Here is a 12,132-nt window from a genome sequence, read left to right on the forward strand (position 1 = left end):
ATACCGAAAATAAAAAAGCCCCCGAAGAGGCTTTTTTCAAAACAGGTTAAAATTAGTCACCTGTATAACCTTTTAATTTTAAGCGAGCAGCATGAAGTAAAGGCTCGGTATAACCAGAAGGCTGTTCACAACCTTTAAAGATAAGCTCAGAAGCCGCTTGGAAAGCAATATTCGTTTCAAAGTTAGCTGCCATTGGTTTATACAATGGGTCATTCGCATTTTGCTCATCAACAATTTTTGCCATGCGTTTAAGCACTTCTTCAACTTGTTCACGAGTTACAATACCGTGACGTAACCAGTTCGCAACGTGTTGAGAAGAAATACGTAATGTTGCACGGTCTTCCATTAAACCTACGTTGTTGATATCAGGAACTTTAGAACAACCCACGCCTAAGTCAACCCAACGAACAACGTAACCTAAAATACCTTGGCAGTTATTTTCAAGTTCATTGTTGATCTCTTCTGCTGACCAGTTTGTTTCTGGTGCAAATGGAGGAGTTAACAAGTCATCTAATGACAACATTTCTTCAGCTTTTAACTGATCTTGACGCGCTTTTACATTTACTTGATGGTAATGCATCGCATGAAGTACAGCACCAGTTGGTGATGGAACCCAAGCACATGAAGCACCAGCATTTGGATGAGCAGCTTTAGTTGCTAACATATCTTTCATGCTATCTGGTTTTGGCCACATGCCTTTACCAATTTGAGCTTTACCTTGTAAACCACATTTCAAGCCAATTGCAACGTTACGGTTTTCATAAGCGGCAATCCATTTTTGTGTTTTAACCGCTTCTTTACGAACAACTGGTGCAGCTTCCATAGAAGTATGGATTTCATCACCCGTACGGTCCATGAAACCAGTGTTAATAAAGATAGTACGGTCTTTTGCTGCAGCAATACAGTTTTTCAAGTTTACAGATGTACGGCGTTCTTCATCCATAATACCGATTTTTAGAGATTTCGCGGGTAAGCCTAGTGCTTGTTCAGCGCGTTCAAATAATTCAACAGCAAAAGCAACTTCTTCTGGACCATGCATTTTTGGCTTAACAATATACATAGATCCTTTACGAGAGTTTTTATTTTCGTTCGTACTACGGATATCAGCAACTGATAACAATGGAGTTACCAATGCATCCATAATACCTTCGAAAATTTCTTCACCATCTACCAAAATAGCTGGGTTCGTCATCAAGTGACCTACGTTACGAAGTAACATAAGTGAACGACCATGAAGTTTTGTTGTTCCACCAATTAAGTTTTTAATTTCGCGGTCTTTGCTTAACGCACGGACAATTGTTTTACCATTTTTTTCGATAGATTCTTGAAGCGTACCCTTCATTAAACCTAACCAGTTACGGTAACCTTCAACTTTTTCTTCAGCATCTACAGCTGCAACAGAGTCTTCAAGATCTTGAATCGTCGTAACCGCAGCTTCAAGTGTTAAATCTTTGACACCCGCTAAATCAGTTTGACCAATTGGGCTATTCGCATCAATTTCAATAATGACATGCAAACCATTACTTAAAAGTACAACTTCTGAAGGATTTGCTTCTTCACCATTAAAACCAACGAACTGAGCTTCATGAGCTAAATTTGTTTGAGTACCATCTTTTAAAGTCACAACAAGTTTATTTTGCTCAATTGCATATTTAGTTGCATCTGCGTGTGAGCCTTGTGCAAGTGGGAAAACTTCATTTAAGAAGTTTTTAGCAAACTCGATTACCTTCGCACCACGTACAGGGTTATATCCTTTCCCTTTTTCAGCACCGCCTTCTTCTGAAATTACGTCAAAGCCGTAAAGTGCATCATATAAAGAACCCCAACGTGCGTTTGCTGCATTTAAACAATAACGTGCATTACGTACAGGTACTACTAACTGCGGCCCTGCTAATAATGCAATTTCTTCGTCTACATTTTCAGTTGTGATCTGGAAATCTTCAACTTCTGGTAATAAATAACCAATTTCAGTTAAAAACGCTTTATAAGCACCTAATTCAAATTTGTTATTACGGTGCCATTCATCAATTTTTGCTTGTAATTCATCACGCTTAGCCAATAACGCTTTATTTTTTGGGCTAAGATCGACAACAACTTGCTCAAAGTTCTTCCAGTAAGTTTCACTATCTAAACCAGAACCTGGTAAAGCTTCATTTTCGATAAAATCGTAAAGTTCTTTAGCAATCGCTAACTTGCCTTTTTGAATACGTGCAGTCATTGTCTTTCCTGAAGTTGCTACTTTTTATACCAAGAGAAACCTAGTATACCGATTTAAATTAAGCTGAATACTAATATCACATTCCTAAATAGTAAGCATTTTCCGTTGCAAAACTATTGACAAAGATAAATTTTTCTATATAGGAAAATATTAAAATTCTAACTAGGTTTCTCAACAATTTATTCAATATTTAAAAATACTGAAACTAGACTTTTTGTTAACAAACAAAAAATTTCAGTATCTGATTTTTCTAAAGCGTATTTAGTTATATCAAACTTTAAGCTGTGAAAAAGCACTATTTAATTAAATTTATCAATTTTTTGTTATAAAAAAAGCGCTCTATCTAGAGCGCTTTTCACAACTATCTTCTTAAGAAGTTTTAGCTTCATCAATTTGTCGGTGTTCTGAATGCAAATAATCATCTGACTGCATTTCCAACAAACGAGAACGCGTACGCTCAATTTCAAAAGCTAATTTCTCGCCTTGATAGATATCAATGATACTATCTTGAGAAGTTAAGAGTAATTTCACGCCACGGTCATAAAACTCATCGACTAGATAAATAAATCGACGCGTTCCTTCTGACAAGAAGTCGGTTAAGTGCGGAACATTGCTGACCAGAACTGTATTATAAATATTAGCAATTTCAATAAAATCTGCTGGGCTACGCGGCTTTAAACAAAGTTCAGAAAACTCACACCATAAAACATCTTCGGTGTGACCTAGCGTTTCAACAACACGGTTATTGATCACAATTGGTTCTTGAGAATTTGCTTGCGTATGCGTTAAGGCAGTATAACGCTCAGATATCCAACTTTGCGCTTCATTACCTAAAGGCGATTTGAACAATTGAGCTTGTTTCAAAACACGTAAACGGTAATCTACGCCCGCATCTACATTTAAAATAGCACAATTCTTTTTAACCATTTCAATGGTAGGTATAAAACGGTCGCGATGAATGCCATTTTTATATAAACCGTCTGGTGCAATATTCGAAGTAGCAATCAGTGTTACTCCACGAACAAATAACTTCTGGAATAAATCACTCAAGATCATTGCATCTGTTACGTTTGAAACGAAAAACTCATCAAAACAAATAACAACCGCATCTTTATAAATTTGATCAGCCACGATATCGAGTGGATTACGTTGACCAGAAAGTTTATTTAATTCTTTATGAACGTGTTGCATAAAGTGATGGAAATGCATACGTGTTTTACGACGAAATGGCACAGACTCATAAAATTGGTCCATTAACCAAGTTTTTCCTCGACCTACACCACCCCACATATACACGCCTTTTGGAGAGGTTTGACGGCGGAAGCGACGGAAAGCTTTCTTAGAAGCTTTATAGCGGTTTAAAAGTTCCTTCCAAACACGATCTAATTCTTGCACTGCCTGTGCTTGTGCTTCATCTGCCATAAACTGGCCTGAAGCCAATGCCTCAGCATAGCGCTCTGCTGGGGAAGAAGGAGTAAAAGCAGTACTATGAGAAGATTTTAAATTTAACATATCATTTTATTTCAATTTTAACTGAAGAGAGTATAGCGAACATTTTGTCCGACCACATTAGCTTTTAGCATCAAGAGTTATGCTCAGTAAAACTCTTTTCCATATTGCCGAGGACTCTGCCCAAACCATCTTTTAAACGCATGATTAAAAGCTGCAGGTTCAGAATAGCCAAGCGACTCAGCAATAACTTCTATTGAATATTCTTTATATTCCATAAGTTTAAGCGCCTTATTCTTAATAATCTGTTCACGAATTTGTTTATAACTCGTATTAAGCTGCTGCAATTGATGCCTTAATGTCCTTTCAGGCATTTTTAAAGCGAAAGCGGTTTCCGCCATGCTCGGGATAATTCCTTGTTGTAGCTCTAGATAATCTTGCACATATTGAATAATGGGTGGTATTTGATGATCTTGCTCATTTAATCGTTTTATTTCTTTAATACATTTAGCTTCATAGATACGATGAGTAATGATATCCGCTGAAGGAACTTTTATTTCAAGCACATTCTTACTTAGGCTAAATGCTGCATGTGTAGAATTAAAATGCAGATCATCTCCATAATATGAGAAATATTGAGCAACGGTATCTGTATTATTTGGTTTGGGAAATGGCAAATCTATACGCATAAGAGGCATTGTTAAGCCCATCATGGTGTAAATATCTTGAATAAATTTATAAGTCCCTGAAATTTCACACTGGGCACGAAGCAAACCAATCTCTGTTTTTAAGTCGACAGGTAAATAGTTCAGAATGATGTGATTTTCAGTTTCTTGTAAACTTAAAGTACCAAATAAATGAGTGAGTTTTTGATACTGTATGCCTTTTTCCAATGCAGTTTGTATATCTTGGCTTGTTACAAGTAGCATTAATAACGGACCATAACCTGCTAATGCATAGTGCTGCCCGATGAACAAACCTTTTTCAGGATCAACATTTTCACTAATAATTTGTTGAATATCCCACTCTAAACTATCGTGAATTGTTGAACTTGGATCCAAAGAATCTACTCTAATGCCTATATTAGCCAAACGTGAGTCGACATCAATGCCCGCATTGCGCATTCCTTGAATTAAATAGATTAAACCAAGTGCCGATCGTTTCATTCTTCTATCAATTTCCCTAGACTGAAATGTTTTACTATAAAGAAGTAATAAAATTAATTGCCGAATATATCAATTTTCACGTCGGTACAATCATGTTTAAACTGATCAAAAAACGTTAGTCTTGCCTGCAATCCTCTTTACAGCATATGCAGGGTTTACAATGCACAGTGCAAAACAAAACGCTATTCAAAAAACTAAAATCGCAATTATTGGTGCTGGATTCGGTGGCCTTGCAATGGCTATTCGTCTATTACAGAACAAGCAAACAGATTTTCTTATTTTAGAAAAATCTAATGATGTGGGTGGAACTTGGCGCGAAAACCGGTATCCTGGAGCTGCATGTGACGTTCAATCGCATATGTATTCTTTATCTTTTGCACCTAAAACTGACTGGTCAAAACGTTATGCAGAAGCTCCGGAAATTTTTGATTATATTCAAGATATAACTCATAAATATCAAATTAAAAACTACTGTAAGTTTAATCATGAAGTTACTCATGTTCAGTATGATGAAACGCGCCATGTATGGACACTAAATTTTATAAACCAACCTTCATTAGAAGCACAATTTGTAGTATTTGCCTCTGGGCCCTTACATATTCCACAAATCCCTCATATTCATGGTATCGAAAAGTTTAAAGGTAAAGTCTTTCACTCATCGCAATGGGAACATAACTACAACCTTATAGGTAAATCAGTTGCCTCTATTGGTACAGGTGGTAGTGCAATTCAATATATTCCAGAAATTGCAAAAGATGTTAAACAACTATATGTGTTTCAAAGAACAGCAGCATGGGTGATTCCACGAGATGAGCGCAAATACTCAAGCTTAAGTAAAGCCTTATTTAAAACATCTAATCTTTATAGACAAATTCATCGCAGTCGCCTTTATTGGAGTAACGAATCCCGCGTTGTGCCAATTGTCCAGCCTCAAATCATGAAATATGGGCAAAAATTAGCTGAGGCTTTTATACGTTTCCAAGTCAAAGATAAAGAATTAGCTAAAAAACTTACACCAGACTTCGTGATGGGTTGTAAACGCATTCTTATTTCAAATAAATACTTTCCGACATTTAACCGTAAAAATGTTGAATTAGTGACAGATGGTATTCAAGAAATTAAAGAGCACAGCATTATCACAAAAGATGGAAAAGAAAGACCTATCGATTGCCTGATTTATGGGACTGGTTTTATTACCGACCCACGTATTTACTTAAAACATTTTACTTGTATTGGCCGTAATCAAATTGAATTAAAACGAGCTTGGAAATATGGTGCAGAAAGTTATTATGGCATTATGACCAAAAATTTTCCCAATTTATTCCAACTCGTTGGGCCAAATACTGTTTTAGGTCATAACTCAGTTATTTTTATGATTGAGTCACAAGTTAATTATATTTTACAGCTGATTGAACTTGTCGATAAATCTGGCCAACACGCGATAGAAATTAAACCGGAAGTCCAAGATGCTTTCAATGAAAGAATACAGAAACAACTTCAAGGCACAGTATGGCAAGCTGGGGGGTGTAATAGCTGGTATCAGGCTGCCGATGGAAAGAACTTTTCCTTATGGCCAACTTACACTTGGAAGTATTGGCTAGAAACTCGTAAGGTGAATACCAAAGATTATTTGCTGCTAAATAAATGCTCTAAAAGCTATGAAGCATAGAATGTTCAATACATAATAGATAGGTTGATAACAATCTATCTATTATATGCAATCTGTTAGCCTCATTATTCAAATTTTTATTGTCATAGCTTTTGGTTACTTTTTAGGCCCTAAACTTTCGTTAAATATTCGAAAATTTATTTTCAAAGTTTTGCCATATTTTTCTTATATTTTACTCACAAGTGTTGCTTTAGAATTAACGCTTGCGCTTGATCAAATTAACAATCCTTCTACCATACTGCCACCTGCCCTATTAATTGCAGTCACGACATCACTCGGTTCCTTTTTTACATGTTTATTAGCGTATACAGTTTTTGATAAAGAAAGTGTAAAAGGAAAAATTTCACTTCAACTTTTTATAAATGCTTTAAAAAATATTGCGAAGGCATTTTTAGCTTTAGCTGTAGGTATCATTTTAGGTATTTTTTTAACTCGATTAAATGTACATATTCCATTTAATAGCTGGTATTTGTTATTAGTTTTTATTTTTCTGATTGGTATCGAATTAGCTTTTACTCATTTTAATCGAACATGGTTAAGCTGGAAAATCCTTATTGTGCCATTGGCTGCTTTTATAGGTTCATGTATAGCTGGGTTTCTCAACTATTTCTTACTAGGTAACCATTTTACACTCAACGAAATGCTAGCCTTGGCTCAAGGCTATGGCTGGTATTCAATGTCGGGGATTTTATTTACACAGTTACATTCAGCCGAGTTAGGCGGAATTGCTTTACTTACAGATCTATTTAGAGAAATAGTGGCAATTTTACTGATGTATACAATGGGATGGCGTTTTCCGCGCCCAGCAATTTCAAGCGCTGGCGCTACCTCAATGGATGTAACATTAGCTATGGTAAAACAGTCATGTGGCACACATTATGTACCACATGCCATGATGAGTGGCTTACTTTTAAGTCTACTCGCTCCACTTTTAATTACTGTGTTTTTAAACTTTTAAGCAATTGAAGCAAGAATTGATTTCAACATTTGAGTTGGTTCTTCTGCTTTCGTAATTGGACGACCAATAACTAAATGAGTAGAACCATCAAGCATTGCTTGTTTTGGAGTAACAATACGTTTTTGGTCATCGGCATTGCTACCTTCTGGACGTATTCCCGGAGTAACTAAAGAAAAATCTTGTCCAATTAACTCACGGAGAATTTTAGCTTCTTGAGCAGAACAGACCACACCATCTAAACCACTGTCTTTGGTAAGTTTAGCCAATCTTTTAACTTGTTCTACAGGTTCGATATCTAAACCAATATCTTTTAAGTCCTCACGCCCCATTGAAGTTAAAACTGTTACTGCAATTAGCTGAGTTTGATAATTACCTGCCTTTAAACGCTCAACACAAGTTTCCATCATTTTACGGCCACCTGAGGCATGTACGTTCACCATCCACACACCTAAATCTGCTGCAGCACATACAGCTTGAGCAGTCGTATTAGGAATATCATGGAATTTTAAATCGAGGAAAACTTCGAAATTTTCATCTTGAAGTTTTTTTACAACAGATGGGCCTTCATGAGTAAAAAGCTCTTTACCTACTTTCACACGGCATAATGTAGGATCGAGTTGTTCAACAATTTTTAAAGCGTCATATTGGCTTTTAGCATCCAACGCAACAATGATACTCAAGAGACTTTCTTCCATCACATAAAATCAACGCTATTATAATAGACAAGTCAGCTACTAATAAAGAAATCTATTGAGACAAGTTTTTGAATAAGAAAATATTGATTTTGAATTTATTTAGTAATTGAAATATAGAAATGAAAAATACTACTCTTTATAACTGGATAAAGAGTAGTATGAAGAATAATTATAACGGAGTAGAGTTTTTATCTTGCGGATAAATATCTACAACAGTTTTTTCATGTCTTACATTTGCAGCTGCTTCTGCCGCTGCCAATTGAGCAGTTTGGATTTGTTCTTTTCTCAAATGATCAATATCTTTGCGAAGACGTTTGATTTCCCAGCCTTTTTGAAAGACTCGGAAAACTTGCACACCTAATAAAAGTCCAACCACAATTCCAAGCGCTAAGGTAAGCAACAATAATAGCCCTAAACGCATTGCTGGAACTTGAGTAAATAATAAATCAACAGGAAGTTCTGTTGGGTTCTGCAAAACAAGTGCTAAAGAATAGCCAAATAAAATAATGAGTAATGCAATTAGAATATAACGCATAGGCACCCCTTATGAGTTTTTATTTATTTTCCAGATTCATTCACTGCATCACGTAGTGCTTTACCTGGTTTAAAGTGCGGAACCGCCTTTGCTGCAACATCAACTGACTTACCAGTTTTAGGGTTGCGACCAACTCTAGGTTCACGGTGATGTAAAGCAAAGCTACCAAAACCACGGATTTCAATACGGTTGTCCGTCGAAAGAGCTTCAATCATTTGATCAATCATGATTTTAACCGCTTCTTCCACTAAAGGTTCAGCCAAGTGTGGATTTTTTAGCGAAATGCGTTCGATTAAATCAGACTTATTAAGAGCTTCAGTAGTCATCTACGACCTCGTTATTTATTACTACTCTAAGTCGTTTGATAATAACCTGTTTAAATACAAAACGGTAGCGCAGTATGTTGAATACTACGCTACCGTTTACAGTAATTTGTATAAAAAGTACAATTTCGTTACATGAAACTGTACTTTGTTAACTTATTACTTCATTTGTGCTTTGATCAAGTCACCAATAGTCTTAGGACCATTTTCTTGAGAAGCAGATGCTGTACGTAAGTTAGCAACTGCTTCTTTCTCTTCAGCTTCGTCTTTCGCTTTGATAGACAAGTTGATAGAGCGAGATTTACGATCAACGTTGATGATTTTCGCTTCAACTTCTTGACCAACTTCTAAGAATTTAGTCGCATCTTCAACGCGGTCACGATTGATTTCAGAAGCTTTAAGAGTTGCTTCAACTTCGTCAGCTAACTTAACAGTTGCGCCACGAGCATCAACTGCAGTCACAGTACCTTTAACTAAAGCACCACGTTCGTTAGCAGCTAAGAAATCATTGAAAGGATCGCTGTTCAATTGCTTGATACCAAGGCTGATACGGTTACCTTCAGCGTCTACAGACAAGATAACAGCTTCAACTGTGTCACCTTTCTTGTAACGACGGATAGCTTCTTCGCCTTGTTCGTTCCAAGAAATATCAGACAAGTGAACTAGACCGTCGATACCGCCATTTAAACCAATGAAGATACCAAAGTCAGTGATAGACTTGATTGTACCTGAAACTTTTTCGCCTTTCTCATGAGATTTAGCAAACTCTTCCCATGGGTTAGCACGAGTTTGTTTGATACCAAGGCTGATACGACGACGTTCTTCGTCAACTTCAAGAACCATAACATCAACTTCGTCACCGATCTGAACAACTTTAGATGGGTGGATGTTTTTGTTAGTGTGGTCCATTTCAGAAACGTGTACTAAACCTTCAACGCCTTCCGCGATTTCAGCGAAACAACCGTAGTCAGTTAAGTTAGTAACACGTGCTTTAACGATAGAACCTTTAGGGTAACGGCTCATGATCGCTAACCATGGATCTTCGCCTAATTGCTTAAGGCCTAAAGATACGCGGTTACGTTCACGGTCAAATTTAAGTACTTTAACAGTAACTTCTTGACCAACTTCAACAACTTCTGAAGGATGCTTGATACGCTTCCAAGCCATATCTGTGATATGAAGAAGACCATCAATACCGCCAAGATCAACGAATGCACCGTAATCAGTAAGGTTTTTGATAGTACCTGTAACTGTTTGACCTTCTTCAAGTTGAGCAAGTAATGCTTCACGGTCAGCAGAAGATTCAGCTTCCATAACAGCACGACGAGATACAACAACGTTATTACGTTTAGCATCAAGTTTGATTACTTTAAACTCTAACTCTTTACCTTCAAGGTGAGTAGTGTCACGGATAGGACGAGTGTCAACTAATGAACCTGGTAAGAATGCACGAACAGGACCGATGTCAACAGTGAAACCGCCTTTAACTTTACCAGAGATAACACCAGTAACGATTTCGCCATCTTCAAAGATTTTTTCAAGTTTAGTCCAAGTTTCAGCACGTTTAGCTTTTTCACGTGATAAAACTGTTTGACCCATACCGTTGTCAAGAGCTTCAACAACTACGTCAACAGTATCGCCAACCTGAACTTCAAGTTCACGTTGTTCATTTAAAAATTCAGCACGATCAACAATGCCTTCTGATTTAAGGCCAGTGTCAACAGTAACCCAGTCGCTATCGATGTTTACAACAACACCTTGGATGACTGCACCCTTTTCAACGTTGAGGTTTAATTCACTTTCTTCAAAGAGGGCTGCAAAAGATTCGGTCATGATATACCTGATAAATTCAGCGGTCTTGGATCAGACAAGGCCGGTTTAGTTAAGTATCAACATAGTCTTTATAGACTGATCAAGCTATGCGTCAACTGATAATCTTAGTTGCTAACAGTACGGCTATTGACATAATCAACCATTAACTTAAATACTTGATCGATCGTTAATTCCGAACTATCAATAATATAAGCATCTGCGGCTGGCTTGAGAGGAGCAACTTCTCGCTCCATATCTCTTTTGTCACGCGCTTGTATATTAGCTAAAATGTCGTTTATTTTAGCATCTAGCCCCATGCCCTGCAACTGTTTTACTCTTCGCTCAGCACGCGACTCAGCCGAAGCTGTCAGATAAATTTTTGCATTAGCTTCTGGGAAAATTGATGTTGCCATATCTCGGCCATCTGCAACTAAACCTGGAGTTTGCGCAAATGCTCTTTGACGATCAAAAAGTGCTTGTCTAAGTTCAGGAATTGCTGCAACTTTAGATGCATATTCACCAACTCGCTCTGTGCGGATGGTTTGCGATACATCTTCTCCATCAAGGAAAACTAATGTTCCCTCAGGTGAAGTTTCAAACTTGATATTAAGCTGACGAGCATAATTTACACACTCATCTAAATGGCTATCTAATTTTTCCAATAAATCATGTTTATGTAATGACAACCCTAACAAACGATACAAGGCGCCAGAGTCAAGTAAATGAAATTGATAATATGCAGCAAGTTTTGCCGCTAATGTTCCTTTACCCGAACCACTCGGACCATCAATAGTAATAATTTGAACTGTCATTGAACTCTCACTAAGAAGCAAATGCTTTAGCTAATCTCGAAAAGCCTAGTGTAATCGCTAGTTTTAGCTGTGCAAGAATTAATTTACTTACAACGGGGGCTTTTGCCGTTAATTCGATACGATAAGTAACCAAAGTAATATAAGGGGTAATTTCAGAAAACTCGATACGACCTAAATGGTGTTTAACTAAAGGATTATCAATCAATTTATATTCAATACGCTTGTTTTCTTCGAGATGAGTAATTTCTTCTTTAAGCGGTTTAATTGCACCAAATCCCATACGACGAATAGAACCAACCCCATCTGGTCTTTCAGGATCTGCTGAGTCTTTCACACGTACAACTTGTAGTGGAGCAAATGCCTTGTTGTAAGTTGCATGTTTAGAAAGCAGGTTAAATACATCACACAGCGGAGCATTAAATTCTTTTTGTATAGTAATTACATTACGCATGAAAGTTCCTTATTTAAATAAAGCATGTCAATGAAACGGCGCTA

Annotated in this window: 11 protein-coding genes; 2 read left to right on the forward strand and 9 right to left on the reverse strand. The window is 37.0% G+C overall.

Annotated features, from left to right (window positions below; genetic code table 11):
* Positions 1 to 52: 52 nt before the first annotated feature.
* From I8T81_RS10635 to I8T81_RS10645, 3 genes are all read right to left on the reverse strand, one after another.
* On the reverse strand, positions 53 to 2,218 hold the full coding sequence (locus tag I8T81_RS10635) for a malate synthase G (RefSeq protein WP_198071112.1): 2,166 nt from the start codon (positions 2,216 to 2,218) through the stop codon (positions 53 to 55).
* Positions 2,219 to 2,587: 369 nt separating this feature from the next.
* Positions 2,588 to 3,730 carry a cell division protein ZapE gene (gene zapE, locus I8T81_RS10640; protein ID WP_004701955.1) on the reverse strand — a complete coding sequence of 381 codons (1,143 nt, stop codon included), beginning with the start codon at positions 3,728 to 3,730 and terminating at the stop codon, positions 2,588 to 2,590.
* A gap of 83 nt (positions 3,731 to 3,813) precedes the next feature.
* Complete coding sequence (locus tag I8T81_RS10645; RefSeq protein ID WP_068934597.1) at positions 3,814 to 4,833, reverse strand: helix-turn-helix domain-containing protein; 1,020 nt, start codon at positions 4,831 to 4,833, stop codon at positions 3,814 to 3,816.
* A gap of 121 nt (positions 4,834 to 4,954) precedes the next feature.
* Here I8T81_RS10645 and I8T81_RS10650 point away from each other — a divergent pair, with 121 nt between their 5' ends.
* Together I8T81_RS10650 and I8T81_RS10655 are read left to right on the forward strand one after the other, a co-directional pair.
* Positions 4,955 to 6,502, forward strand: coding sequence for a flavin-containing monooxygenase (locus tag I8T81_RS10650; protein ID WP_198071114.1), 1,548 nt, complete (start codon positions 4,955 to 4,957; stop codon positions 6,500 to 6,502).
* A 46-nt stretch (positions 6,503 to 6,548) separates the two neighbouring features.
* Positions 6,549 to 7,460, forward strand: a complete 912-nt coding sequence (locus tag I8T81_RS10655) for a lysine exporter LysO family protein (RefSeq protein WP_039251393.1) — start codon at positions 6,549 to 6,551, stop codon at positions 7,458 to 7,460.
* Here I8T81_RS10655 and pyrF read toward each other — a convergent pair.
* From pyrF to I8T81_RS10685, 6 genes are all read right to left on the reverse strand, one after another.
* Positions 7,457 to 8,155: an orotidine-5'-phosphate decarboxylase gene (gene pyrF, locus I8T81_RS10660; RefSeq protein ID WP_174745481.1), complete on the reverse strand. Its 699-nt coding sequence runs from the start codon at positions 8,153 to 8,155 to the stop codon at positions 7,457 to 7,459. The two genes, I8T81_RS10655 and pyrF, sit on opposite strands and share 4 nt — an antisense overlap.
* Before the next feature lie 169 nt (positions 8,156 to 8,324).
* On the reverse strand, positions 8,325 to 8,690 hold the full coding sequence (locus I8T81_RS10665) for a lipopolysaccharide assembly protein LapA domain-containing protein (protein ID WP_004701960.1): 366 nt from the start codon (positions 8,688 to 8,690) through the stop codon (positions 8,325 to 8,327).
* A 23-nt stretch (positions 8,691 to 8,713) separates the two neighbouring features.
* Positions 8,714 to 9,016 carry an integration host factor subunit beta gene (locus I8T81_RS10670; RefSeq protein WP_004701961.1) on the reverse strand — a complete coding sequence of 101 codons (303 nt, stop codon included), beginning with the start codon at positions 9,014 to 9,016 and terminating at the stop codon, positions 8,714 to 8,716.
* A gap of 156 nt (positions 9,017 to 9,172) precedes the next feature.
* Positions 9,173 to 10,846 carry a 30S ribosomal protein S1 gene (gene rpsA, locus I8T81_RS10675; RefSeq protein ID WP_002050239.1) on the reverse strand — a complete coding sequence of 558 codons (1,674 nt, stop codon included), beginning with the start codon at positions 10,844 to 10,846 and terminating at the stop codon, positions 9,173 to 9,175.
* Between the two features lie 104 nt (positions 10,847 to 10,950).
* Entirely contained in the window at positions 10,951 to 11,637 is a 687-nt protein-coding gene (cmk, locus tag I8T81_RS10680; RefSeq protein ID WP_019459000.1) for a (d)CMP kinase, read from the reverse strand.
* Between the two features lie 10 nt (positions 11,638 to 11,647).
* Positions 11,648 to 12,088 (reverse strand): SRPBCC family protein, encoded by a 441-nt coding sequence (locus I8T81_RS10685; RefSeq protein WP_107973453.1) that lies wholly within the window; start codon positions 12,086 to 12,088, stop codon positions 11,648 to 11,650.
* Positions 12,089 to 12,132: the final 44 nt, after the last annotated feature.

The organism is Acinetobacter seifertii (assembly GCF_016064815.1).
Classification (GTDB): domain Bacteria; phylum Pseudomonadota; class Gammaproteobacteria; order Pseudomonadales; family Moraxellaceae; genus Acinetobacter; species Acinetobacter seifertii.

Excerpts from the sequence above, each read along its gene's own strand:
- I8T81_RS10645 (WP_068934597.1), bottom strand. The coding sequence starts at position 4,833 with ATGAAACGATCGGCACTTGGTTTAATCTATTTAATTCAAGGAATGCGC.
- I8T81_RS10670 (WP_004701961.1), bottom strand. The coding sequence starts at position 9,016 with ATGACTACTGAAGCTCTTAATAAGTCTGATTTAATCGAACGCATTTCG.
- I8T81_RS10635 (WP_198071112.1), bottom strand. The coding sequence starts at position 2,218 with ATGACTGCACGTATTCAAAAAGGCAAGTTAGCGATTGCTAAAGAACTT.
- rpsA (WP_002050239.1), bottom strand. The coding sequence starts at position 10,846 with ATGACCGAATCTTTTGCAGCCCTCTTTGAAGAAAGTGAATTAAACCTC.
- pyrF (WP_174745481.1), bottom strand. The coding sequence starts at position 8,155 with ATGGAAGAAAGTCTCTTGAGTATCATTGTTGCGTTGGATGCTAAAAGC.
- I8T81_RS10655 (WP_039251393.1), top strand. The coding sequence starts at position 6,549 with ATGCAATCTGTTAGCCTCATTATTCAAATTTTTATTGTCATAGCTTTT.
- I8T81_RS10665 (WP_004701960.1), bottom strand. The coding sequence starts at position 8,690 with ATGCGTTATATTCTAATTGCATTACTCATTATTTTATTTGGCTATTCT.
- cmk (WP_019459000.1), bottom strand. The coding sequence starts at position 11,637 with ATGACAGTTCAAATTATTACTATTGATGGTCCGAGTGGTTCGGGTAAA.
- I8T81_RS10685 (WP_107973453.1), bottom strand. The coding sequence starts at position 12,088 with ATGCGTAATGTAATTACTATACAAAAAGAATTTAATGCTCCGCTGTGT.
- zapE (WP_004701955.1), bottom strand. The coding sequence starts at position 3,730 with ATGTTAAATTTAAAATCTTCTCATAGTACTGCTTTTACTCCTTCTTCC.